The organism is Blautia sp. Marseille-P2398 (assembly GCF_964240315.1).
In the GTDB taxonomy this organism is placed as follows: domain Bacteria; phylum Bacillota; class Clostridia; order Lachnospirales; family Lachnospiraceae; genus Blautia_A; species Blautia_A wexlerae.
Map to the genome: position 1 here is coordinate 83,409 of NZ_CAXSTD010000006.1, position 24,080 is coordinate 107,488.

The 24,080-nt window shown below is 42.5% G+C and carries 22 protein-coding genes and 2 pseudogenes; 3 read left to right on the forward strand and 21 right to left on the reverse strand.

Going from position 1 to position 24,080, the window contains the following annotated elements:
• Positions 1-38 precede the first annotated feature (38 nt).
• Genes ACESZG_RS08645 through ACESZG_RS08655 form a run of 3 tightly spaced genes read right to left on the reverse strand, consistent with a single transcriptional unit; the run spans position 39 to position 4,424 of the window.
• Positions 39-1,016, reverse strand: coding sequence for a substrate-binding domain-containing protein (locus ACESZG_RS08645; RefSeq protein WP_022380185.1), 978 nt, complete (start codon positions 1,014-1,016; stop codon positions 39-41).
• Positions 1,003-2,808: a sensor histidine kinase gene (locus ACESZG_RS08650; protein ID WP_118614480.1), complete on the reverse strand. Its 1,806-nt coding sequence runs from the start codon at positions 2,806-2,808 to the stop codon at positions 1,003-1,005. The genes ACESZG_RS08645 and ACESZG_RS08650 overlap by 14 nt, the downstream gene beginning before the upstream one ends.
• Positions 2,805-4,424 (reverse strand): response regulator, encoded by a 1,620-nt coding sequence (locus ACESZG_RS08655; RefSeq protein WP_373217989.1) that lies wholly within the window; start codon positions 4,422-4,424, stop codon positions 2,805-2,807. Before ACESZG_RS08655 ends, ACESZG_RS08650 begins: the two co-directional genes overlap by 4 nt.
• Positions 4,425-4,880: 456 nt before the next feature.
• Here ACESZG_RS08655 and ACESZG_RS08660 point away from each other — a divergent pair, with 456 nt between their 5' ends.
• Positions 4,881-5,324, forward strand: a complete 444-nt coding sequence (locus ACESZG_RS08660; protein WP_008708382.1) for an RbsD/FucU family protein — start codon at positions 4,881-4,883, stop codon at positions 5,322-5,324.
• A 295-nt stretch (positions 5,325-5,619) separates the two neighbouring features.
• Here ACESZG_RS08660 and ACESZG_RS08665 read toward each other — a convergent pair whose 3' ends face one another.
• Together ACESZG_RS08665 and ACESZG_RS08670 are read right to left on the reverse strand one after the other, a co-directional pair.
• Complete coding sequence (locus ACESZG_RS08665) at positions 5,620-7,416, reverse strand: L-fucose isomerase (protein WP_022381348.1); 1,797 nt, start codon at positions 7,414-7,416, stop codon at positions 5,620-5,622.
• A 43-nt stretch (positions 7,417-7,459) separates the two neighbouring features.
• Positions 7,460-7,564 (reverse strand): annotated as a pseudogene (locus tag ACESZG_RS08670) (DUF6783 domain-containing protein); the annotation flags it as partial.
• Here ACESZG_RS08670 and ACESZG_RS08675 point away from each other — a divergent pair.
• Positions 7,523-7,675, forward strand: a pseudogene (locus ACESZG_RS08675) (DUF6783 domain-containing protein). The pseudogenes ACESZG_RS08670 and ACESZG_RS08675 sit on opposite strands and share 42 nt — an antisense overlap.
• A gap of 229 nt (positions 7,676-7,904) precedes the next feature.
• Positions 7,905-8,753 carry an AraC family transcriptional regulator gene (locus tag ACESZG_RS08680; protein WP_118571278.1) on the forward strand — a complete coding sequence of 283 codons (849 nt, stop codon included), beginning with the start codon at positions 7,905-7,907 and terminating at the stop codon, positions 8,751-8,753.
• Between the two features lie 119 nt (positions 8,754-8,872).
• Here ACESZG_RS08680 and ACESZG_RS08685 read toward each other — a convergent pair whose 3' ends face one another.
• From ACESZG_RS08685 to ACESZG_RS08760, 16 genes are all read right to left on the reverse strand, one after another.
• Positions 8,873-9,955 (reverse strand): cob(I)yrinic acid a,c-diamide adenosyltransferase, encoded by a 1,083-nt coding sequence (locus ACESZG_RS08685; RefSeq protein ID WP_195280219.1) that lies wholly within the window; start codon positions 9,953-9,955, stop codon positions 8,873-8,875.
• Between the two features lie 68 nt (positions 9,956-10,023).
• On the reverse strand, positions 10,024-11,175 hold the full coding sequence (locus tag ACESZG_RS08690) for a 1-propanol dehydrogenase PduQ (protein WP_118614486.1): 1,152 nt from the start codon (positions 11,173-11,175) through the stop codon (positions 10,024-10,026).
• Between the two features lie 24 nt (positions 11,176-11,199).
• Positions 11,200-11,964 carry a DeoR/GlpR family DNA-binding transcription regulator gene (locus tag ACESZG_RS08695; protein WP_055059883.1) on the reverse strand — a complete coding sequence of 255 codons (765 nt, stop codon included), beginning with the start codon at positions 11,962-11,964 and terminating at the stop codon, positions 11,200-11,202.
• Between the two features lie 67 nt (positions 11,965-12,031).
• Positions 12,032-12,580: a BMC domain-containing protein gene (locus ACESZG_RS08700; protein ID WP_008705571.1), complete on the reverse strand. Its 549-nt coding sequence runs from the start codon at positions 12,578-12,580 to the stop codon at positions 12,032-12,034.
• Positions 12,581-12,596: 16 nt separating this feature from the next.
• Positions 12,597-13,925 carry a 4Fe-4S dicluster domain-containing protein gene (locus ACESZG_RS08705; RefSeq protein ID WP_118614488.1) on the reverse strand — a complete coding sequence of 443 codons (1,329 nt, stop codon included), beginning with the start codon at positions 13,923-13,925 and terminating at the stop codon, positions 12,597-12,599.
• A gap of 4 nt (positions 13,926-13,929) precedes the next feature.
• Complete coding sequence (locus tag ACESZG_RS08710; protein WP_008705576.1) at positions 13,930-14,196, reverse strand: EutN/CcmL family microcompartment protein; 267 nt, start codon at positions 14,194-14,196, stop codon at positions 13,930-13,932.
• A gap of 132 nt (positions 14,197-14,328) precedes the next feature.
• Positions 14,329-14,940 carry a phosphate propanoyltransferase gene (gene pduL, locus ACESZG_RS08715; protein WP_370792859.1) on the reverse strand — a complete coding sequence of 204 codons (612 nt, stop codon included), beginning with the start codon at positions 14,938-14,940 and terminating at the stop codon, positions 14,329-14,331.
• A 118-nt stretch (positions 14,941-15,058) separates the two neighbouring features.
• On the reverse strand, positions 15,059-15,337 hold the full coding sequence (locus ACESZG_RS08720) for a BMC domain-containing protein (protein ID WP_005427721.1): 279 nt from the start codon (positions 15,335-15,337) through the stop codon (positions 15,059-15,061).
• 197 nt (positions 15,338-15,534) lie between these two features.
• A complete protein-coding gene (locus tag ACESZG_RS08725) occupies positions 15,535-15,837 on the reverse strand; it encodes a BMC domain-containing protein (RefSeq protein ID WP_008705580.1) in 303 nt (100 codons plus the stop codon).
• A 36-nt stretch (positions 15,838-15,873) separates the two neighbouring features.
• Positions 15,874-16,149, reverse strand: coding sequence for a BMC domain-containing protein (locus ACESZG_RS08730; protein ID WP_008705581.1), 276 nt, complete (start codon positions 16,147-16,149; stop codon positions 15,874-15,876).
• 72 nt (positions 16,150-16,221) lie between these two features.
• On the reverse strand, positions 16,222-16,536 hold the full coding sequence (locus tag ACESZG_RS08735; RefSeq protein WP_008705582.1) for a BMC domain-containing protein: 315 nt from the start codon (positions 16,534-16,536) through the stop codon (positions 16,222-16,224).
• A gap of 95 nt (positions 16,537-16,631) precedes the next feature.
• Positions 16,632-17,855 carry a zinc-binding dehydrogenase gene (locus ACESZG_RS08740; protein WP_020993375.1) on the reverse strand — a complete coding sequence of 408 codons (1,224 nt, stop codon included), beginning with the start codon at positions 17,853-17,855 and terminating at the stop codon, positions 16,632-16,634.
• Between the two features lie 27 nt (positions 17,856-17,882).
• A complete protein-coding gene (locus ACESZG_RS08745; RefSeq protein ID WP_008705584.1) occupies positions 17,883-19,271 on the reverse strand; it encodes an aldehyde dehydrogenase family protein in 1,389 nt (462 codons plus the stop codon).
• Between the two features lie 29 nt (positions 19,272-19,300).
• Entirely contained in the window at positions 19,301-20,164 is an 864-nt protein-coding gene (locus ACESZG_RS08750; protein WP_008705585.1) for a class II aldolase/adducin family protein, read from the reverse strand.
• Positions 20,165-20,353: 189 nt separating this feature from the next.
• Positions 20,354-21,145, reverse strand: coding sequence for a glycyl-radical enzyme activating protein (locus ACESZG_RS08755; protein WP_008705586.1), 792 nt, complete (start codon positions 21,143-21,145; stop codon positions 20,354-20,356).
• A 73-nt stretch (positions 21,146-21,218) separates the two neighbouring features.
• Positions 21,219-23,744: a glycyl radical protein gene (locus ACESZG_RS08760; protein ID WP_118614490.1), complete on the reverse strand. Its 2,526-nt coding sequence runs from the start codon at positions 23,742-23,744 to the stop codon at positions 21,219-21,221.
• Positions 23,745-24,080: the final 336 nt, after the last annotated feature.

Genomic DNA, 24,080 nt, shown 5'->3' on the forward strand with positions numbered 1-24,080 from the left:
TTTTATCCTTATATTACGCAGTCGTTTCAACGCGTCAGTCAGCTAAACGGGAAGATCAGCCGTTCAATATCACTGTTATACATATTCTCCGGCGTAACCAGCTCGCATCCTGAATCAATATTCTTCTCTACTGCATCCCCGTTAAGCATATGAATGGTTTCTTCCACTCCGATATACCCCATCCGGAATGCTTTCTGCACAATAATTCCCTTATAAACGCCCATTTCCATAAGATTGATGGCCTCCTGAGAACAGTCCACACCAACTACTGCGATCTTATCTTTCGCTCCTGCATCACTGACTGCTCTTCCCACACCAACTGCAGAATATTCGTTCATTCCTGCAATCAGTTCCAGATCCGGATATTTCCTCATCAGTTCCTGCGCCAGTTCATAGGATTTCTCATAGAGTGAGTTACAGTAGACAATATCTACTATGTTATCAGCATAGTCACCAAGACCTTCCCTGAATCCCTGTTCTCTCTCCACAGCTGTAGAAACACCTTTTACATGGCTGACAATGGCTATCTTTGAATCTTTATCGATTAATTTTCTGGCATACTCTCCTAACATCCTGCCTGCATTCACATTATCTGTGGCAACTGTAAGATCCTGCAATTCTTCTTTTGTATAGGAATCAATATAGGTAATACGGATTCCTTTTTCTTTTGCTTCCTTCAGAAGTTCGTCTGATGCATCCATGCTGGAAGGGGAAAACAGAATCGCATCCGGTTTCTGCTCAATGGCTTTTTTCAGAAGTTTATTCTGTTCTTCTATATTCTCTTCTTTATCCGGAGCCAGGATTTCAAGGTCAGATTCATATTCCTCTGCCGCCATCTTACAGCCGGATATTACCGAAGTCCAGAAATCATTGGTATTATCCCTGATCTTTGGAATATAAATGAGGGAGCATTTTTTCGTCTGTGTTGCCTCCGGTTTCAGGATTCCGGCAAAAATCACCACTGCTGCCGCCATAAGGATTGCAACTGTTATAATCTCTTTTTTATGACTTTTCATGGGATTCCTCCTGTATTCCGGGAATTACAACAGATGCTGTGGTTCCCTTTCCTTTTTCACTGTGATAGATAATGCCATAATCTTTTCCATAATATAAAACCAGACGCTGCTGCACATTGTACACCCCAACTCCATTGGAACGGTAATTCACCTTATGCTTATCATAAATATGTTTCAGGGTTTCCTCATCCATTCCCACACCATCGTCCGTAATATCGATTACTGCATTCTCACCTTTCATATATCCATGTACTGTCAACAGTCCTTTACTGTCTTTATATTTTAAGCCATGATAAATTGCATTCTCCACGAGCGGCTGCAATACCAGACGAATGATAGGTACCTGTGTAATGGATGGATCTGCCTTTATCTCAAATTCCAGCTTATCCTTGTAGCGCATCTTCTGGATCGTGAGGTAACTTCTGACATATTCAATCTCCTGTCCGACTGTTACAAGCTCATCCTCATTGCTGATACTCTGTCTGAGCAGTCGCGCCAGAGAAGCCGTCATTATCACCACTTCCTCATTCTTCTTTCCTTCAGCCATCCAGATAATAGAATCCAGCGTATTATACAGAAAATGTGGATTGATCTGCGACTGCAGGGCTTTCAGTTCTATTTTTCTCTTCTGCTCCTGCTCCTTTACATTCTGCTCCATTAATTCCCGTATCCTGTGCGTCATCACATTAAAAGATCTGGTAAGACTTCCTATTTCATTGTCGGAAATCACCTCTATATCTTCAATATCAAAATTTCCTTTCTGCACACTTTTCATGGAATCACGAAGCTTCTGGATCGGCAGCGTAATATTCCTGGCAATCAGGCTGGAAATCAGAAGAGCAACTATGATCAACCCCACTGCTACCAGCACATAAATACTTCTTGTCTGTCTGCTGTTTCGTAAAAGTTCAGACATATTCATGCATCCCACAATAGTCCATCCCGTGATATCAGAATGGGACAGTGCATAAATTTTCTCGTCATCTCCCTTTCCGACAGTAACAATATCTGATTTTGCATTCATAACAAGTGAAATGTTCTCTGTCTGCAGTTCATTATATAACTGCTGCTGTTGTGGATGATAAACGATATTTCCATTCTGATCAAGAATAAAAACATATCCTTTATCTCCCATGCTGCTCTGTGCACAGAGTTCACTGATCGCACTGTAATTCAGATCCAGAAAAACTACTCCATCCTCTGCTTCTGTTCCTATATAATTGCGGATTCCTCTGCTGAGTGTGATGACCCATGGTCTTTCTCCCTTTATCACATTCTGCACATGAGAAGATGTCAGATTATACCGGTCATATTTTCCGACTGCATCTGCATACCATGGCTGTGTATTAAGATCTACATATGTATTTCTCACAGATAATCCATTGTCAAACAGAGATGGAGAGTTCTTATCCTCTCTGACAATCCCGATATTTCTAATATCCGCCCTGCCCTTCAGGATCGTTTTAAACTGTTCCACAAGGCGCTGTCTGTATTCACTGTAATTTTCATCCTTTGTGGCTCCATATCCTTTTTCACTGTACAGATATTTATAAGCATCACCGCTTTGCGCGATCACTGACGCAATATTATCCATATAACTGATATACGAATCTATATTCTGATTCAGCTGTTTGATGATCGTCTGTGTATACATGACAGAATTTTCATAAATAGATGAATTCGTATATCTCAGAGATACCACTGTCACAACCAGCACAGCACTTAATACCAGGATCGACACCGCACAGAAAATAGAACTCTGAATACTCTTAAATTTTGAAGAAATCTTCATCGGCGTTTCTCCCTTGCATATTCGGTAGGTGTTTTTCCTGTCATCTTCTTAAATGAAATTCCGAAATAGTGTGGATCTGAAAATCCTACTTTTTCCGCAATCTCATAATTCTTCAGCGTTGTATTCTCCAGAAGTTCCCTGGCCTTCTCCATTCTTATCCTGGTAAGTGATTCGATAAACGTTTCCCCTGTCATCTCCTTAAAAATAGTGCTGAAATAGCTGGTACTGATATTCAGATAAGAACAGATACTGTTCAGACTCAGATCCGGATCCATATAATTTTTCCGGATATAATCCATAGCCATCATTCCCTGCCTCTGGCCGCTGGAACTATTCAGATCCTGAAGTGATTCAAAAACTCCTTCAGCATACTCCTTCACCAATGTCACTGCTTTATCAAAGGTTTTTGCCTGAGAAACTTCTTTCAGAAGCTTCTCTCTCTGAGCAATGATCTTTTCCGGATCATCACTCAGGGACTGGCAGGTATTTCCGATGGCACGTATCACCTGCTGAAGATAAATGCAGGCATAGCTTTTCTCCACCAGTGCCCCTTTGATCTCATGCTCGATCTGCTCCAGGATTTCTGTCACTTTCTGCCTGTTTCCGACCTTTATCTCTTCTGTCAGTGTTTCCAGAGATTTTATAAGATTAATACTGTTGTCCGTTTTCTTTTCTTCCATATCCAAAAGGAGGCTGCCTCCCAGCAGATACCGATAGCCAATGGCTTTCTCAGCAAGCTTATAGGAATAGACCAGTTCCTGAGGTGATCTCACCCAGCTTCCGATTCCTATAGAAGTTTCAATCCCAATCACTTCTTTTACTTTCTGCTGGATTTCCTGACAGATACTATGTATTTTGTCTCCGAATTCTCTGGATCTGCATCCTGTAAATATAATGCATACCCGGTTACTGCCTTCCTGATAAGCAACACCTGCGTTCTCTCTGGTCACAATTTCATTGCTTATATTAAAAAGTACAAAGGACATCAATGCGCTTTCCTGCTGTTTATGCATATCTACCTGATACATTTCTGAGTAAGTGTCCATATCAAAAACAGCTACTCTGTAGCTCGAACAGTCAAAGCTGATCCCCAGCTTTTTCAGTTCCAGAAGACTTACCTGTACATCTCTGGTACAATTTACAAGAGTCTCCAGTGCTTTCGACCGGATGATATCCACATTCTTGTGATAATCCTTTGAAGTCTGCGACAGGGATTCCATTTTTTTCTGTTCTTTTTTTCTGGAATCCAGCTTTTCTTTCATATTCCGGAGCACTTTTGTCAGTTCCATTGCTGTGACAGGTTTGAGCATATATTCACTTACATTATAACGGATTGCTTTCTTCGCATATTCAAATTCCCCAAAACCGCTGAATATAACAATAAGAATATCCGGATAATTATCATGAAGAAACTCGCTCAGTTCCATACCATCCATATAAGGCATACAGATATCTGTCAATACAACATCCACCTTGTGGCTCTGCACAAATTCCACTGCCTGTCTGCCATTCTCACAATCCCCCACAAGCTCACAGTCCAGGCTTTTCCAGTCAATGTTCTCCCTGATTGCATCCCTGACCAGGATTTCGTCGTCTACCAATAATATTTTGTACATATTAAATTTTATCCCCCATAAGATCAGGCATCATCCCTCTGCCTGATAACCCAAATAAAAATGTTACTGTTCACTCCGTTCACACTAACTTAGCCAAAATTCATTCCAGATTGCCTGCGGCAATGGAATTCTGGCTTAAAACTACTACATCCTTTTACTTATTTTACCGAATCAGGTAAGTCCTCTGCCAGGCAGCTATTCGGTTATGAGCAAACAGCAAAGTAAATTTCAAATATCCGCTTGATTCGCTATAATGATAATAGCATATTTATACTATTTTTTCAATTTTTTCAATATATTTTTGTGCATTTCATACAGCTCTGTGTATTACTGTTTCCTCCGCTGTAAACTATAAAAATTTACTCTTTTTGCGTAAAATATTGCCTTGAATAATCTGATTTTTTTCATTAAACTGTTTACAATGATTTTCAGAATTTTGAAAGGAGAATACAAATTATGTTAAAGGGAATTCCTGAAATTTTATCACCGGAATTATTAAAAGTTTTATGTGAAATGGGACACAGCGATCGTCTTGTTATCGCAGACGGTAACTTCCCTGTTGAATCTATGGGAAAGAATGCCATCACTATCCGCTGTGACGGACATGGTGTACCGGAAATCCTGGATGCGATCCTCAAACTGTTTCCACTGGATACTTATGTAGAGCATCCTGTAAATCTCATGGAAGTTATGCCTGGCGATAATGTAGAAACACCAATCTGGGATACATATAAAGAAATCGTTGCCAAATATGACGAGCGTGGCGATAAAGCGGTTGGAAATATTGAACGTTTCGCTTTCTATGAAGAAGCCAAAACTGCATATTGCATTATTTCCACAAGTGAAAAAGCTCTGTATGCAAATATAATGCTTCAGAAAGGTGTTGTAATCAACAACTGATTTTGCTTTATCTTTTCGTTACTGTTCACAGTAACGTAGCCAAAATTCATTCCAGATTGCCTGCGGCAATGGAATTTTGACTTGTATGTCTCGGGATTTTGGCATATTCATGCCAAATATCATTTTTACACATTATACACACATCACACATACATATATATACAACAGGCTGGTATCTGTACACACAGATATCAGTTTGTTTTTTTGATTCCCCCTGATACAAACAGCCGCCCAAAGTCAGATCATCTCCAACTCCGGGCGGCCGATATACATTCTTACATATCGGTTTTATTTATTATTTGTAAAGAGGTCCATAATTCTTGCATGCTCTGAAATCTGCACCTTCTTTATCCATTCCAAATGCATTCCATGCTGCCGGACGATAGATATCTTTCTCAGGAACATTGTGCATGGATACAGGAATTCTCAGCATAGAGCACATTGTGATAAGATCTGCACCAATGTGTCCGTAGGAGATTGCTCCATGGTTTGCACCCCAGTTGTTCATTACATCATAAGCTGTCTTGAACGGTCCTTCTTTGCCATCGCATCTTGGAGCAAACCATGTACATGGCCATGTATAGTCTGTACGTTTCCACAGCTTGTCAGATACTTCTTCAGGAAGAGCTACTGTCCATCCTTCAGCGATCTGCAGAACCGGTCCAAGTCCTTTTACAAGGTTCAGGCGGATCATTGTTGCAGGCATCTGGGCACGTGTTTCATAACGGCTGGAGTATCCGCCTCCACGGAAATATCCGTTGTCAGCCATACACCATTCTGTGTTTTCCATGATTGCTTTCTGGTCTTCTTCTGTGATATCCCACCACTGTTTCATAACAGCTGTTCCATCAGCTTCTTTTGCTTCTCCGTTAGCATCAAGGCAGGCAGCACCGGAGTTGATCAGGTGAAGGAAACCGCCGGCTTCTTTTGCTACGCCCTCAAGGTCATATCCTGTAGCTTTCTTAACAGCCTCCGGGCTCCAGTATGTACGAACGTCAGCGAAAATCTGTGCTCTGTTTGTAAGAAGTTTCATGAACAGCATTCCAAGTCCGTTAAGAACATCGTTCTCTGTAGCCAGGATGTATGGTTCACGTGCTCCGTTCCAGTCAAAGGAGGTGTTCAGCATAGCTTCTGCAAAGTCACCGTTCGGATAGAAATCTGTCCACTGTCTCTGTCCCTGGAAACCGGCTGCCAGAGCATTGTGTCCGATTGCTTCTTCAGAGAATTTAGGATCAAGGTTGTCACAGCCGTTCATCAGTTCTTTGATGATAACTGCCATCTTAACAACAAACTCGAACTGCTCTTCTTTCTTTTCAGCTGAGAACTGAAGTTCTTCAGGGTTCTTGTCCCAGCCGATCTTACAGGTTTCTTTTGCCCATTTCAGAGCTTTCTCAAATTCTGCGTGATCATAGATACCTTCTGTCATACGACGGATGATCTCTACCTCATCAACAGACTCAACTCTCATTCCAAGATAAGATTCGATGAAATCGGAATCAATGATAGATCCGCCGATACCCATTGTTACAGAACCGATCTGCAGATAGGATTTTCCTCTCATGGATGCTGCTGCAACTGCTGCGCGGCCGAATCTTAACAGTTTTTCTTTAACATCTTCCGGAATAGATGTGTCATCAGCTTCCTGAACATCATGTCCATAGATACCGAATGCCGGAAGTCCTTTCTGTGCATGTGTTGCAAGTACAGATGCAAGGTATACAGCACCAGGTCTTTCTGTTCCGTTGAATCCCCATACAGCTTTGATCGTCTGTGGATCCATATCCATTGTCTCAGCGCCGTAGCACCAGCATGGTGTAACTGTAAGAGTGATATCTACGCCTTCTTTACGGAATTTATCTGCACATGCAGCGCTCTCTCCAACACGTCCGATGGTTGTATCAGCGATTACAACTTTAACCGGTTCACCGTTGGAATATCTTAAATTCTCTTCAAATAATTTAGCAGCTGATTTCGCCATATTCATTGTCTGATCTTCCAGAGATCCACGAACATCCAGTGCTCCTCTACGACCATCGATAGTAGGTCTGATACCAATTACCGGATAGCTGCCAATTAATCTGCTCTTTGCCATAATAAAATACCTCCTGATAAATTATTGTAATATTCCCGCAGGATCATTTCCTGCTAGAGCGTGTCTGAAAAAGGCTTTCTGCAAGATGTGCGTCACAATTTGTGGGATATTTTACCCGGATGAGGGCGCCGTAGCGGGCTACGGCAACTGAATTCGGGTGAAATATCCCGCAAAGTGGGGCGTGCAGATTGCGGGAATGATTTTTCAGACACGCTCTAACCCCCAAGATTACATTTTCACTTTTCGCAGCATCTTCTGACTGCAAATATAACAAAAATAATAACCTCTACACCTGTTGTGCCAAGTAGCCCGATAACCACTGTTCACTCCGTTCACAGCAGCCTGACCACTCAACTTTGTTACTGATATCTATTATATAATTGCATTTAGAAAATTACTTGTGTTATAATAGCAAAAAACAGTACAATATTCACTTTTTCTGTTTTAATCATAAAATTTCTGTAAATTTTGTAAGGAGGAAAGTTCTTTTGCATGATTTAAACCATAATGAAGACCGTCCAAGAGGCACTTATGAGTTTCCATTTGAGTTTCATCACATCGATCATACACATCCCAGATATGTCATGTCTTATCACTGGCATGTGGAATATGAAATAATTCGTATTCTGGAAGGTTCTCTTACCGTCACTTTAGACGAAAAAAGTTTTACAGCAGTTAAGAATGATGTCATTTTTGTACACAGTGGAATCCTTCATTCAGGAATTCCCCATGATTGTGTATATCAGTGCATTGTTTTTGATATGAACACTTTTTTGAAAAACAATCCTGTATGCGGAGAATATATCCAGAAAATCCTGCATCAGGAAACAATGCTTTTTCCACATTTTTCAGATGAGCATCCACAGATTCTGAACTGTATTTCTGTTCTGTTTGATGCCATGTATGAAAAAGATACCGGATATGAGCTGACTGTATTTGGACAATTTTACCACTTTTTTGGTTTGGTTTTCAGTAATCATTACTTTATCGAAAATCCTACCCGAACGCGCAGAGACTATAAACGTATTTTACAGTTGAAGCAGGTTCTGGAATTTATCGAAAAAAATTATGCCAATCCTATCACACTTCAGGAACTGTCTGCTTCTGTCTCTATGTCACCGAAATATTTCTGCAGGTTCTTTTCGGAAATGACCCATCAGACTCCTGTGGATTATCTGAACAGACAGAGAATTGAAGAAGCCTGTTTACAACTGGCGGCTACTGATGATTCAATCACAGAAATTGCTTACAGGAACGGATTTAATGATCTGAGTTATTTTATACGTACTTTTAAGAAATACAAAGGCATGACTCCCGGGAAATATAAGCGAAGATAAATCAGTATATCGCAAAAAGACCAGAACAGCTCTCTTCAAAACTGTTCTGATCTTTTTAATACTCCTTCGCAACTGTCTGGTGCCTTCAACAGCGGACTGCCAAATAGTTGTCATCCATCTTACAATATTTCATTTAACACAGACTGACCATACTCTGCCAGACTATGGTCTTCTTCTCCTGTACCGCCGCTGATTCCAAGTCCACCGATAATTGTATTTCCGGACTTCAGCGGAATACCGCCGCCGAAAATAACGATTTTTCCACCATCCAGCTTGTCAACGCCATAAAAGGTTCCTCCGGGCTGTGCGATCTTCGAAAGTTCCATTGTAGACATCTTCACTGCCACTGCAGTATAGGCTTTCTTCATTGCCACATCGAAGCTTACAAGGAATGCCCCATCCATCACATGGACCGCAACCGGATTTCCTTCCGGATTGCAGACCGCAATTACCGCACGCTGCCCTCTGCGCACAGCTTCCTGCTCCAGTCTCTCGATCAGTTTCTTCGCTGTATCCAATGTTATCCTGCTCTGAATTCCCATTCGTTTAAGAACCTCCTGGATGACGGCTTCATTGATATCTGCCGTCTTTTTTAATACATCTGTATTACTGTCGGACGGTTCCGGCAATGCATCTGTATTATTATCAGACGTTTTAGCCAATGCACCCGCATGATCATCAGACAGTTCCACTGAAAGATCAGAGTAATACTCTATATATCTCGCCAAAATATACAGATAATCCGAAAGGCGGTTAAGAAATCTCTTACTCTCTTTATCTGCGCCAAACTTCACGCTGACCTGTGCAAGGCAGCGCTCTGTTCTTCTGGCAACAGTACGTGCAATATCTATCTCTGCAGCCAGTCGGCTCTTTCCTGTAAGCTTCTCCGGAACAGGCTTTTCGCACAGTGCTTCCAGTTTATCTGTTTCCGCCTCCAATACTGCTGTTTCCTTTTCACTGACTTTACAGTCACGATCATATGGGTTACTGACTCCCGCTGCGATCAGATCAAGATTCTTTTGAATACGTTCAAGAAGCTGAAGTATTTCTGACTGACGGAGCATACTTTTTACAAGTTCAATATGACTATTCAGTTCATCAGCCTCACCCATAAGGCGGATACGGTCATCAGACTTGGAAATATTACCGGCATGAGCCATATCTGTAATTCCTCTGTCTCCTCTTTTTGTATAAATACTCATCTCTTCTCCATCTCCTGTATCTGATTTCAGCGGCAGTCAGCATCTGCCGGAAATTATTGTCTTCATTTTCAGAATGACCATAATTTCGTATAAATCTTTATAATATCTTCTTTAGTCGGAACTCTCGGATTATTCACTGTGCAGGCATCTGCAAGTGCTGCGTCTGCCATCTTGTCAATTGCTGCAAAATATTCTTCCGGTGCAATTGTTCCCAGTTCCTGAATCGTCAGCGGAATATTCATCTCTTTCTGCATAAACTGAATCCAGTTTACCAGAGAACGGACCGTCATTACTTTATTATAATTGCTCAGTCCGAGAATGTGCGCAACATTGGCGTATCTCTTTACAGCCGGAAGATACTCTTTCTGGCTCTTACTGTGCTTATTGATATCAGAATTAAATTCTACGATATGCGGAAGCAGCATAGCATTTGCCCTTCCATGCGGAATATGGAACATTGCTCCCAGCTGATGAGCCATGCTGTGAGTGATTCCAAGACCTGCTGTATTAAAGGATAAACCAGCCAGACAGGAAGCTACATGCATTTTTTTACGCGCATGCATATCACTGCCGTCCAGATATGCTCTCAGCAGAAATACCCCGCAAATTTCAATGGCTTTCTCCGCAAGTGCAGAAGAGAATTCATTATGCGCAGTGCTTACGTATGATTCCAGCGCATGTGTAAACACGTCCATACCAGTATCCGCTGTGATGGCCGGCGGAACACTCTTTACAAGCTCTGCATCCAGAATTGCTTCATCTGCTGTAAGGCTCTCTGAGATCAGCGGATATTTTACATGTGCTGCAGTATCGTTTACTACTGCAAAAGAAGTAACTTCTGATCCGGTACCACTTGTCGTCGGAATTGCGATCAGACCTACTTTTCCGTAATTGTTGATCTTCAGTGCAAATTCTCTGATTGCCTTGGAAGAATCAATCGCAGAACCACCACCGACTGCAACAACTGCTTCCGGCTGATATTCCAGGAACTTCTTTACCCCTTCTGCAATCTTGTCCACAGGTGCATCCGGCACAACGTCATGGAAAATATCGTATTCAATATCTGCACTGTTTAAAGGAGCAGTGATCAGATCGATCATTTTACTTTGTACCACAAATGGATCTGTTATAATGAGAACCCTTTTATACGGAATCTCTTTTAATCTGTCTAATGCGTTATCCCCAAAATGGATCGCGGTTTTCATCTCAAAAGTATTCATTGTATCATACTCCTATTTTCTTTGTCAGACAGGATATAGGCATTTTACATTAAATTTCTCAAAGTGCTTCTTCCAGCGTTCTGTCGGTTCTTTGTCCGTCACTATAATATCTACTTCTTTCATGCTTCCAGCTACGGAAAACGCTGTCTGATCAAATTTAGAACTGTCAACAACCAGAATTTTCTTTCGTCCGGAACCGATCATCGCTCTCTTGGTAGAGCCAAAAGCTTCCTGAGATTCCATAATCCCCCATTCCAGATCCAGTGCCTTACACGAAAAGATAACCTTATCTACATAATAAGAACGTATGGATTCGTCTGTCTTTGATCCAAGAAAAGCCAGATATCCTTCTTTCATTACGCCTCCGGTGGAGATAATGTTCCACCCGGATACATCAGCTAACTCCAGAAGTATTTCCATGGAATTGGTAATTACGGTAAGACGTTCTTTTTCCTTTAATGCTTTCGCCACAAAAACTGCCGTAGTACTCGCATCCAGGAAAATATGATCTCCGTCTTTCACAAGGGAAGCTGCAAGTTCAGCCATTTTCTGCTTTCCTGTAACATTCTGGTTCTTACGTACATTGAAAGGCAAATCAATGCTTACATCCTCATTGATCACAGCACCGCCATAACTTTTTATCGCAAGTCCTTCCTTTTCAAGTTTATCCAGATCACGGCGTATGGTCTCTTCAGAGACGTCATAAAGCTGGCTCAGCTCGCTGACCACCACTCGCTTTTCTGCCTGTAATTTTTCGAGAATCAGATTTCTTCTCTCCAGTGCAAGCATATCTTTGCCCCCTTTTTTTGAGAAATTTTTTATGAGTGTCAGGGTCAGAAACTTCTTACCCCGGATATTATAAAATACTGTCGATCATTCTTCTGTCAGGATGTGCGATAACGGAAGAATCCAGGTACATACCCTTGGCAGCTACAAGTTCTTTTGCCCTGTCAATGGAAGCCTCTACCGCAGAAACTTCACCGGTGATCATCATATATGATTTTCCGCACATACCTTTGGCAATACGAAGTTCTATCAGATCTACGATCGCAGTCTTAGCTGCCTGGTCTGCTGCTTCGATAATGGAAGCTGCATCATAAGTTTCAAGAATTCCCAGCGCACTGATATCTTCTACCTGAGTAGTTCCGTAAATTGCCGGGAAAATGGATTCATGCGGATTGCCCAGCACAAAGCTGTCAATGCATTTATCCTCATATGTAGTTACTGCCGTATCAACGGCGGCCTTTACCGCACTTAAGTCACCGGTAATAATTGCAATATATTTACCAGGACATACGGTCTGTGCCTCGACGATCTCTACCTCAGATGTTTTTACCATAGCATCTGCTGCAGTAACGCCTGTAGATGTGGTTTTAAATTCAATCATTCCGATTGCTTTACTCATTTTGTGCACGTCCTTTCTACTTTACTGCAATAATAATGTAACGGTCTGTTACTTCTGTTACTTTACCGCTGACAGAAGCATGAATACCAACGCTTAAGCCCTGTGCCGGCTGTGCGATCATCTGCCCTCTTGTTACCTCATCACCGGCTTTGACCACTGCCTGTGCAGGTGCTCCGATGTGCTGGCTCAATAATATCCTTACTTTCTTAACCTGTACAAGTTCTTCTTTCAGAGGAGCATCCTTGTCATATCTCGTAAGACCAAGTCGCGCCATCAGACGTTCTTCCGGAACCTTACGGTATTCTCTGGATTCCTGTACCGGTTTCGGCTGTACACCCTGCGGAGGACGGATACCTGCTTTTCTCAGACCGCCCTTCATATCTGCGAGAAGACTTCTCGGTGCAAGACTCTGCGGACATGAGTACATCTCACATACACCGCAGGAACTGCAGAAGGAAGCATCTATATATGGATTCAGGTCTCTGAAATCATTATTTGATGCAGCCCTCATAAATTTCGCCGGATCGATCGGATGTCCCAGATTATGTCTCGGACATAAATCTGTACAGGTATTGCACTGGCAGCAGATAGATGCTGCACGTTTTAAATCTATGGAAGAAGTCCGCTGTTTCTTCGCTACAATAAGATGGTCTTTTGGAAGGACCAAAATCGCATTTGTTGTCTTTGTCACCGGATCTGAACCATTTCCGATACGCCCCATCATCGGGCCGCCTACGAAATAGACAGGATTCTTCACTGTTGTGCTGCCTGCCTGTGCTACCACTTCCTCCAGAGTACATCCCAGGGGAACTCTCACTGTAACAGGATCACTTACTTCTGCAACAACAGATACATATTTGTCTGTAACCGGCTGCTTCTCTTCCACAGCACGATATACATTGTATACAGTTTCAACGTTAAATACGGCTACTCCCTGCTCGATCGGCAGTCCTCCCGGCCGTACTACTCTTCCGGTTGCCTCATAAATAAGTACAACCTCATCTCCCATCGGATAAACTTCGTCCAGAAGATGCAGCCTCATGCCAGGAAATTCTTCAATATGCTGATTTAATGCATGAATTGTCTGTACATAAGACTTCTTAATTCCAATAATTGCTTCAGAAGCACCAACCGTCTCCTGGATCATATGGAATGTTTTCATAATTTCATATGCGTGTTTTTCCAATAACTGTCTGTGTAATTTCAGTAATGGTTCACACTCTGCACAGTTCATAAGAATGGTATTGGCCTTGTCTGTAAGCTTCATATAAGTAGGGAATCCGGCTCCGCCGGCACCTACCACACCATTCTGCTGTATAATATCCTGTAATTCTTTGATTTCCATGGCGTTACTCCAATCCTGCACCGTCATCAATAATACCGACAATTGCGGCATCTACCGGTGCTGTTTCTACGCCGCAGCCTATTCTTGCTGCGCTTCCCTGTGCCACCAATACATATTCACCAACTCCGGCTCCGATCATATCGATTGCAACCAGCTGGCTCAGGTCGCCTTTCATATGATGCACAGGCTCGATAATCATAAATTTACTTCCAATCAGCTTCTCACTCTTTCGTGTGGATACCACACTTCCTACAACTTTGCCTACGATCATATGAGCCTCCAAATTGTTTCTGATAATAATATTGGGGGCAAATACTTCTGCCCCCAATTAACGCTTAAGGGTTTCTGTTCAAAAACCTTATCGTGCAGGCACGAACGGCTTTTTGACCTTTGGCCCCCGATATTATTTAATTATTGTTACGGTAGTGCCTGTAGCAATCTTTGCTGCATTTGCTTCATCTGTATCAATATGCATTTCCAGTGTAAAGCTGTCGTCTACACGGATCTTGACCTGATTGAAGATGGTTCCTCTCTCATTATCTGCCTTTACTGATACGATATCGCCGTCCTTCACACCTGCAGCCTGTGCATCTTTCGGAGACATATGTATATGGCGCATTGCCACGATACATCCCTCTTTCAGATAAACGGCTCCTTTTGGACCTACGATTGCGATTGGTGCACTTCCTGCAACGTCTCCGGATTCACGAACCGGAACATTCATTCCAAGCTTAATGGCATCTGTCGCAGATACCTCAACCTGTGAAGCTTTACGCACCGGTCCAAGGATTCTTACATTCTCAATGGCACGAAGTTTCAGTCCCACAATGGTAACTGTTTCATTAGAAGCAAACTGACCTCCCATCAGCTCTTTCTTCTTCGTAAGCTGATATCCGGGTCCGAACAATGCTTCTACATGTTCCTGTGTCAGGTGAATGTGTCTTGCGGAAACCCCGATGGGAACCATGAATCCATCGCCTTTTTTTTCATTCTGATTGATTGCCTGAATGACCATTCTGGTAATCAGTTCAATATTATTAGATTCCAAGAATACACCTGCTTTCTGTCAAATATGACGGATTATAACCATCCGGCAGTCTGCTGTGCAGATACCGGACAGTTACGATGGATTACTATTTTAATACAGGCAGGATTTTCTCTACATCTGTATGTGGTCTTGGGATTACGTGTGTAGCAACTAATTCACCAAGTCTGGATGCTGCTGCGCTTCCGCTTTCTACTGCTGATTTAACAGCTCCTACATCTCCACGTACCATAACTGTTACAAGTCCGGATCCGATCTTCTCTGTTCCTACTAATGCTACGTTAGCAGCCTTGCACATCTGGTCTGCTGCTTCGATTGCTGCTGTAAGTCCTCTGGTTTCTACCATTCCTAATGCTTCCTGTGTCATAACTTTCTCCTCCTTATGAGATACTGTTTCCTTTATCTGTTCTTTCTGGGATTCTGTTTTATTTGCTGTTTCTGCCGCCGTATCTGCCGTCTGAGCTTTTACTTCCGGTTTTGAAGAAGTTTTTGCTTTCGTTCTTCTTGGAGCGGCTGCCTTTTTAGGGGCATTTTTATCTGCTTCCGGTTTCTTCTCTTCAGCCATTATTCATCCCCCTGATTGTTCTTCCAGCGACTTGCACTTAATTCCACCATTCTGACGATTTCTTCATGGGGACGTGCAATTACTGCATAACTTACCGGTTTCTTGATCGCACCTGTCGCTGCTGCATTTACTGCTTCTGTAACGGCAGATACATCGCCTTCAACTATAATAGTAACCAGTCGTCCGCCCAGCTTACGTTCCCATGACGCCAGCTCAACGTCTGCAGTTTTGCACATGATGTCCAGTGCATCGATTGCTGCAACGACACCAGTGATTTCTATAAATCCATATGATTTACTCATGAGCGAACTCCTTTTTTACACTTCTCAATCTGCTGGTCAGATGCTTGGAAGGATTTTCTCTACGTCTGTATGAGGTCTCGGAATTACATGAGTAGCAACTAATTCGCCAAGTCTGGATGCTGCTGCGCTTCCGCTTTCTACTGCTGCCTTAACAGCTCCTACGTCTCCGCGTACCATAACTGTTACAAGTCCGGATCCGATCTTCTCTGTTCCTACTAATGCTACTTCAGCTGCTTTTGTCATTGCATCAGCTGCTTCAATTGCTGCTGTAAGTCCTCTGGTTTCTACCATTCCTAATGCTTCCTGTGCCATTTCTGCTTCCTCCTGAATCTACAAATAAATATCTGATTATATTTTAACTGATGCCCAACGGATATGCAACTGCTAATCCTTATCCAGGGCGCTGATCTTCAGCATTTTTTCCGTTCCCTCTTCCGGGTTCGGGATCACATAATGCTGTACCACACCAGTCATTCTGTTTGCAACTTCCATGCCTGCTTCCACAGCCGCTGTAACATCAGTTACACTTCCTCTGAATTTAATGCAGACAAGGAGCGGTACCGGCAGGCTGTCAGCATTGGCTGGTTTGTTTTTATCAAAAACCTCCAGGCGGACATTTGCTGCCTTACATCCGGCATCGCCTGCTACAAAGGCTGTCGCCAGCCCGAACACCTCTAAAATTCCTACAGCTTCTGCCATTTCTTTTCTCCTCTATTGCCAGGCTTATTATTTGTTGCTACTGTTCACTCCGTTCACAGCAATACTCTTTGCGGAATATTACCGGTGAACAGTAACTATTTGTTTACAACTGCGATCTTAAGTCCTGTCATTGCCAGGTTTGTCTGAAGAGCTTCATTGATCTGCTCTAACGGGAATTTGTCTGTAATTAACTCAGACATTGGAAGACCGATTGCATTTGCTCTCTTAAGGAAATCAAATGTTGTAACATAATCTCTGAGAGTGTAAACCCAGGAACCAACCAGATTGATTTCTTTGGAGCAAAGATCAAAGTGCGGGTTAATTGTAGCATCTCCACCATTGATGAAGAAACCAAGTTCGCAAAGGCCGCCGCCGTTACGGATAAATTTATAAATATTTGCATGAGCTTTTGGATTTCCTGTACACTGGAATGCAAAATCTGCAAGGTGTCCACCCTGTGCTTCTTTTACAGCCTCTGTCAGTGCTTCGATTCCTTTGAAGTTCATGAAGTTAACGCTTGTATCTGCTCCCATTCTCTTCGCAAATTCAAGACGTTTCTCATTTCCGTCTACTGCGCAGATATGTTCTACGCCCATAGTACGAAGTACTGCAATGCAGATCAGACCGATTGGTCCGCAGCCCTGAACTACAACTCTGCTGTTGAAACGAAGGATTCCGGTTGTTTTTGCTCTCTCAACTGCATGTACAAGTACTGCACATGGCTCGATGAGGATTCGGGAATCTAGATCCAGATCACTTACATTAAAGAATGTAGTTCCGAAATTTCCACCTCTTAAGAAGATGTAATCGGAGAACCATCCGTTAAGATGTACATCATCATCCGGAAGAAGTCCATATACGTCAGCTCCACCTACGTTCTTCTTGTTCAGGTCGAACATTGTGATTTCCGGATCATCTTTAAAGATCATACAGGTAACGACTTTATCGCCAACCTTTACAGGTTTTCCTGCAGTATCTACTTTAACATTCTTACCCATAGCCACGATTTCACCTGTACCTTCATGTCCAAGTGCTACCGGGATCAGGCCAAATGGATCTCTTTTAAATTCATGTGCATCTGTACCACACACACCGCATCCTTCAACTTTAACCAGGATATCGTCATCTCCAATCGGAGGAATCGGATATTCTTTCAGTTCGAAATGTTCCTTTTCAGTTAATACAGCTACTCTGGCTGTCTTCGGGATTCCAGTTGTTGCTGCCGGTGCAGAAACTGTTGCTGCTGCCGGTGCATTTCCTGTCATGCCGGAGAGAACCTGTTTCACGATTTCTTCTATATTTACATTATTCATGTCCATGTTCTTTCTCTCCTTAACTCATCATCTTTAACGAATGCAAAGGCTGTCTGCCATTACGCAGCGTCTTCTCTTGGTAAATGTACTTGCGCAGGTAAGACCTTCACCTGTACGGCTTGCGATTGTAAATGTACAATAGCCTTCACCGCCAAATCCTAATGCAGCATAGGATGGTGCATTCTTTACAAGGATTGCTGTATCAATTGCTTTCGCATATTTTGTAATATTATCAATATTCTTTGAATGGATATGTGCAGAATGGCGATTTCCGTGTTCTAACCATACTGCCTGTTCCACTGCATCATCAAAATCTCTTGCTCTTACTACACCAAGGATCGGCATCATAAGCTCTGTTGTGATCAGCGGATGTTCCTTCGGTCCTTCAAATACGATACAGCGGATATTTGCCGGTGCATTGACACCGATCATGGAAAGAAGTGTTCTTGCGTCACGTCCGACACATTTACGGTTCAGTTTTCCGCCTGCCAGAACTACTTCTGTAAGTTTATCCTGTTCTTCTTTAGATGCAAGATAACAATCATTCTCAGTTACAAGATAATGCATCAACTCATCTACGATAGAAGAAACTGCTACGATCTCTTTCTCTGCGATACATGGAAGATTGTTATCAAATGTACATCCGTTTACAATGTCTGTTGCCGCTTTACGGATGTCAGCTGTTTCATCAACAAGTGCCGGAGGGTTTCCTGCACCTGCACCAATGCCACGTTTGCCGGAAGAAAGAACTGCAGTTACAACTCCAGGTCCCCCGGTTGCTGCAATAAGCGGGATGTCTTTATGTTTCATCATTACATTGCTAGTTTCAAGAGTAGGTTTCTCTACAGTAACCGCAATATTATCCGGTCCGCCGGACTCTAATGATGCTTCATTCAGAAGATTGATCGCATAAATGGAAGTCTTGATTGCTGCCGGATGAGGATTAAATACAACTGTATTTCCTCCTGCAAGCATTCCCATTGTATTACATAAAATTGTTTCACTTGGATTGGTACATGGAGTAATCGCACCGATCACACCGAAAGGTCCCATTTCAATAAGAGTTAATCCTCTGTCTCCTGACCATGCAGTTGTTGTAATAACTTCTGTTCCCGGTGTCTTATCAGCTACGAGATGATGTTTGAGAATCTTATCTCCTACATTTCCCATACCGGTCTCTTCCACACCCATGCGTGCCATTACTTCTGCATTTTCTTTTATTTTCTTACGAATGCAGGTAATAATTTTTTCTCTCTGATCCATGGACATTTTCTTTACAATAAGCTGTGATTTCTTGGCAGCTTCAATTGCATCATTCATTTCTTTAAAAATGCCATGTTTGCCAGTCGGAGCGTCTGCTATCTGCATTTTTGCCATAACTTCCTGTACAATTTCCTGTACCATATTCTCATTAATTGGCATGAGACTGTCCTCCTTGATTATCTATGCTCTTATTTCATTCCTAACTGAGCCATTACTTGTTTTGTAATCTCAGCAACTAACTGTGCATCAGATGCAGCATTATTCTCTGCCGGTTTTGAATCTCCACCTACAAAATCATACTGATATCCAGGGAATTTCTTGAATTCTCCGTCCTGACATGCTCCACCGCAGTTATGACAGTTCTTGCCGTCTTTGTTCAGGCAGAGGTTTGCCGGATGTTTACCAGCCATACCGAATTTACGACGAATTTCATAAAGTTTCTCAATGTTCTTCTCATCAAATTCCTTAGGTCCGCCAAGAACTTTTGACTGATACAGAAGCTGTGCGTAGAACTCAACAGATTCCATCTTCATGTAAGCTGCGTTTAAGTCTGTGCTCCATGTCAATGCTCCATGGTTCTCAAGAAGAACTGCATCGAAATATGGAAGGTATTTCTCAAGATTATCCGGAATCTCCATTGTAGATGGTGTACCGTATTCAGCGATCGGAACGCATCCAAGTGAGATAACTGCTTCAGGCATGATCGGCTGTGTCAGCGGAATACCTGCAATTGCAAAAGATGTTGCATAAATCGGATGAGCATGCACAACAGAACCTACGTCCGGTCTCTTCTCATAAACTCTCATATGCATTTTGATTTCAGAGGATGGTTTGAATCCCGGGTTAGCCTGGATCACATTTCCCTCTCTGTCTACTTTACAGATATACTCCGGTGTCATAAAACCTTTGGATACACCTGTAGGTGTGCAAAGAAATTCGTTGTCGTTCAGTTTTACAGAGATGTTACCATCGTTTGCAGCTACCATGTTGCGGCTGTAGATTCTTCTTCCGATGTCGCAGATCTGTTTTTTGATTTCATATTCGTTTACCATGCTCATTTTCCTCCTTAAGGCATTGATATAGTTTTTGACGTTTCTACCTGTGATTTTACACTATCGGTCATAAAAAGTCAATACATTTCCGTTGTTTTATGTTGTTTTTACGGGTTTTATTGTGTTGTTTTTGTTTGTTTGTTTTTTTCTTTTTTTATTCCAATAATCGTATCAGATGCAAAAAATACCTCATCCACCGATCTGACAGTCCAGACCGCAGACCGCATGTACTGCCTTTTTTAATGTTTCCATATGTTCTTTGGACGGTGGTTCCACATTTCCCATCAGATATGGTCTGCCAAGTCCCTCATATTTATCCTGTCCAAGTCTGTGATACGGAAGAAGATGAATCTTGTCCACTCCGGGAAGTGTGTCTGCAAACCTTGCAATCCCCTGGATTTCCTCCACTGTATCATTAAATGTGGGTATCACCGGTACACGGATTACCAGCCTGGTTTTACCGGAAAGCGCCACTTTTCTGGCATTTTCCATCATCAGTTCATTGGAACGTCCTGTAAATTCTTTATGTTTCGCAGGATTTGTATGTTTAATATCCATTAAATAAGTATCCAGATACGGTAAGATTGTCTCAATCGTCTCCCATTTTGCACATGCCATACTCTCGATCGCAGTAGAAATCCCTCTCTCTTTGGCAGCTCTCAGAAGTGCTCCTGCAAATTCCGGCTGACAGAGACATTCTCCGCCGGAAAGAGTCATACCTCCGCCCGAGCGGTAATAGTATACCCTGTCTTTCTCAACTTCTTCAATCATCTCCCTGACTGTCACATCACGTCCGATGACCTTGTCTTCTCCCTGCACTTTCATTGTCTGGATCTTATATTCCTGAGATTCCGGATTGCAGCACCATTTGCACCGCAGGACACAACCTTTCAGAAATACGATCGTCCTTATACCCGGTCCATCATGAATAGAATATTTCTGGACATCAAACACTCTGCCCTTTGTATCCAAATAGTCCATGCTTTTCCTTTCTTATTCTGTTATCCATACATCCTCTGCCTGTCACTTTTACTTCCTTCAAAAAACATCTGAATCAGAAGCCCTGTTCTGTACGACGGATGATATCATCCTGAAGGGAACGGGAAAGTGTCGTAAACAGTGCACTGTAGCCTGCCACGCGTACTACCAGATGTTTATATTTCTCAGGATGTTCCTGTGCATCCAGCAGTGTCTGCCTGTCAACTACATTAAACTGCATGTGCATTCCCTTCTGGTCAAAGTATCCGCGGATCAGTGCAACGAATTTCTCCAGTCCCTCTCTTCCTGAAAGTGCGGATGGGTGAAATTTCTGATTAAAGAGTGTTCCGTTGGATACAATAAAATGATCCAGTCTGGATACGGAAGTTGCCGCTGCCGTAGGTCCCTTTACATCCTTGCCCGCAGATGGCGAAACGCCGTCTGCAACAGGTGTGTGTGCATATCTTCCATCCGGCGTCGCTCCTGTCTGTCCGCCCAGCGGTACATTTGCAGATACAGGATACAGACCTGCCTGGAACTTTCCGCCTCTTGGATTGTTATACTTCTGAAGCGGTTTGGAATATGTATAGGCAACTTCTCTTGCAAAATAATCAACTTCCGGAATATCATTTCCAAATTTCGGAACTTCATCGATCATATCGTGGATTTCTTTGAATCTCTGTGTCTTCTGTTCACCCGGTTTCATCCCCATGAAAGTTTTCAGAAGTCCTTCTGCAGTGGAAGCATCCACATTTCTGCCTGCTTTCTGCATTGCCTTCATGATCATCTCTGTCATATCACCGGCGGACTGCGCATCCAGTCCTTTATCATAGTTCCATGCAAGAGCTTCCTTAAGTTCTTTCATAGATACTTTCTTATCCTCATAGACCAGTTTGCGGATTGCAAAAAGTCCATCTGCCATATTGGCGATTCCAAATCCCTGAGGACCTGTAAAGTTGTAAACAGCTCCACCTTCCTGGACAGACTTGCCTTCTTTCAGACAGTCATCTATCATACAGGAAAGGAATGGTAACGGACAGCGTTCCGCATGAGCTACATCAATAGCATTATCTGCATTCACCAGCAGGGAAATGCAGTATTCCATCTGTTTCTTATATGCGTCAAAGAATTCATCAAAGGTCTTCATCTGAGTGACATCGCCGGTAGGGATTCCCACCATCTCACCTTTATCCATACCATTCGAAAAAACAAGTTCCAGAGGTCTGCACATATTAAAGAATGCGGCATCATGCCACCCTTCTGTCTTACCGGCTTTCTGCGGTTCCACACATCCGATGATATTGTACTCTCTGGCATCCTCCAGGGATAAGCCTCTGTTCTGCAGTGCCGGAATAATCACCTCATCATTGTAATATGCAGGAAGTCCGATTCCTGTTCTCGTAAGCTCGGCTGCCTTTATCAGGAATTCATGCGGAGAACCATTCCACACTCTCACAGAAAGTGATGGAGCCGGAAGATGCACATGCATGGATGCCTGAATACACATAACAGAAAGATCGTTAGTTACATCCTCTCCCTCTTTATTCTGACCACCTGCGATCAGATTCTGGAAAAGGCTATATCCTGCAAATCCTTCCGCTGAAGCCGCATCACGACATTTATTCAGGTCATTTAATTTAACCCAGATGCAATCCATCAATTCCTGTGCGAACTCTCGGGTAATAGTTCCTGCTTCCATATCCTTCTTATAATATGGATACATATACTGATCAAAGCGACCCGGTGAAATAGAATGTCCACTGGATTCCATCTGAAGAAGCTGCTGTACAAACCAGAATGACTGACATGCCTCATAGAAATTCTGTGCACCCTTTGCCGGTACCCTGCTGCAGTTCTCTGCGATAACGAGAAGTTCCTGTTTTCTTACCGGATCACTCGTCTGTGCCGCTATTTCCTGCGCAAGTTTTGCATATCTGCCTGCATAATCGATCACCGCCTTACAGCTTAAAATCACTGCCTCAAGGAAGTGAGACTTTCTTGCATAATTACCGTCACCGACACTGCATCCATCCAGCTCTTTCTGAGCCTTCTCCATGATTCCCTCAAAACCGGTTTCCAGTACTTCCCAGTATTTAACTGTTACATGTCCTACACCATTGTAAAAATAATTTCCAGGTGTAAAAATATTGTGTTCAATTGCCTTGATTGCTTCCGGTGCCATATAGGAAGTTGCAAGTTCACTGGTTGTTTTCCCTTTCCAGTACTTATCTGCCTCCTTAAGTTCGGCTTTGGTCTCCTCAGCAATCTCAAAAGGATCCGCAGTTCTGGTCGCAACTGTATCCAGTTCAGCTTCCAGCCACTCATAAGAGAACTCCGGAAATGTCTGACATCCCCTCGGCGCAATCGTACTGCTTCCGACAATCAGTTCATTGTCACGGATAATGATCGGAATGTTATGAAGAATATGCGCAAAAGCCTTTGCTCTGCGTGTGATGATCGGTTCTCCTTCTGTTTCCTTATAAGATTCTGTGATCAGCTTTGCTCTGGCTGATTCGATCACCGGCATATGTTCATACAATGCATCTACCAGTTTCTGAATTCTGGGAGACTTGGGAATATCTGATGTTTGAAATTTTTCCATGTTACTCCTTTCTCATGAATAAAAGCTGCACCCATACCAGACCCCAATACATTCCGGTATCATTCTGACAGCAATATCCTCCATGTTTTCATATAGATTCATTATACCTTATGGCTATCGCGAAGTCAACATGAATCAACATGTACATTCTGAACTTTTATGTTGTTTTTTATTTGTTTTTTCTTCTGTTCTGGTTGTTTTTATTTTGTTTTTATGATTGACATTTCATTTTTCTTCAGACACGTTAAAAGCAGCATATCAGGTTATGATCCATAACTCTGATATGCTGCTTTTTAATATCGTATATTGTTTTTTCTGCATCGGATGCCTTTAATG

Bases quoted from the DNA above. Each gene is read 5' to 3' on its own strand.
- ACESZG_RS08750 (WP_008705585.1), bottom strand. From the start codon at position 20,164: ATGGTAAACGAATATGAAATCAAAAAACAGATCTGCGACATCGGAAGA.
- ACESZG_RS08720 (WP_005427721.1), bottom strand. From the start codon at position 15,337: ATGACACAGGAAGCATTAGGAATGGTAGAAACCAGAGGACTTACAGCA.
- ACESZG_RS08685 (WP_195280219.1), bottom strand. From the start codon at position 9,955: ATGAGTATTTATACAAAAAGAGGAGACAGAGGAATTACAGATATGGCT.
- ACESZG_RS08705 (WP_118614488.1), bottom strand. From the start codon at position 13,925: ATGGAAATCAAAGAATTACAGGATATTATACAGCAGAATGGTGTGGTA.
- ACESZG_RS08740 (WP_020993375.1), bottom strand. From the start codon at position 17,855: ATGGACATGAATAATGTAAATATAGAAGAAATCGTGAAACAGGTTCTC.
- ACESZG_RS08665 (WP_022381348.1), bottom strand. From the start codon at position 7,416: ATGGCAAAGAGCAGATTAATTGGCAGCTATCCGGTAATTGGTATCAGA.
- ACESZG_RS08725 (WP_008705580.1), bottom strand. From the start codon at position 15,837: ATGAGTAAATCATATGGATTTATAGAAATCACTGGTGTCGTTGCAGCA.
- ACESZG_RS08730 (WP_008705581.1), bottom strand. From the start codon at position 16,149: ATGGCACAGGAAGCATTAGGAATGGTAGAAACCAGAGGACTTACAGCA.
- ACESZG_RS08695 (WP_055059883.1), bottom strand. From the start codon at position 11,964: ATGCTTGCACTGGAGAGAAGAAATCTGATTCTCGAAAAATTACAGGCA.
- ACESZG_RS08700 (WP_008705571.1), bottom strand. From the start codon at position 12,580: ATGAGTAAAGCAATCGGAATGATTGAATTTAAAACCACATCTACAGGC.
- ACESZG_RS08660 (WP_008708382.1), top strand. From the start codon at position 4,881: ATGTTAAAGGGAATTCCTGAAATTTTATCACCGGAATTATTAAAAGTT.
- ACESZG_RS08690 (WP_118614486.1), bottom strand. From the start codon at position 11,175: ATGAATACTTTTGAGATGAAAACCGCGATCCATTTTGGGGATAACGCA.
- ACESZG_RS08735 (WP_008705582.1), bottom strand. From the start codon at position 16,536: ATGGCAGAAGCTGTAGGAATTTTAGAGGTGTTCGGGCTGGCGACAGCC.
- ACESZG_RS08755 (WP_008705586.1), bottom strand. From the start codon at position 21,145: ATGGACTATTTGGATACAAAGGGCAGAGTGTTTGATGTCCAGAAATAT.
- ACESZG_RS08710 (WP_008705576.1), bottom strand. From the start codon at position 14,196: ATGATCGTAGGCAAAGTTGTAGGAAGTGTGGTATCCACACGAAAGAGT.
- ACESZG_RS08655 (WP_373217989.1), bottom strand. From the start codon at position 4,424: ATGTACAAAATATTATTGGTAGACGACGAAATCCTGGTCAGGGATGCA.
- ACESZG_RS08645 (WP_022380185.1), bottom strand. From the start codon at position 1,016: ATGAAAAGTCATAAAAAAGAGATTATAACAGTTGCAATCCTTATGGCG.
- ACESZG_RS08745 (WP_008705584.1), bottom strand. From the start codon at position 19,271: ATGCCAATTAATGAGAATATGGTACAGGAAATTGTACAGGAAGTTATG.
- pduL (WP_370792859.1), bottom strand. From the start codon at position 14,940: ATGGTCATTCAGGCAATCAATCAGAATGAAAAAAAAGGCGATGGATTC.
- ACESZG_RS08760 (WP_118614490.1), bottom strand. From the start codon at position 23,744: ATGGAAAAATTTCAAACATCAGATATTCCCAAGTCTCCCAGAATTCAG.
- ACESZG_RS08650 (WP_118614480.1), bottom strand. From the start codon at position 2,808: ATGAAGATTTCTTCAAAATTTAAGAGTATTCAGAGTTCTATTTTCTGT.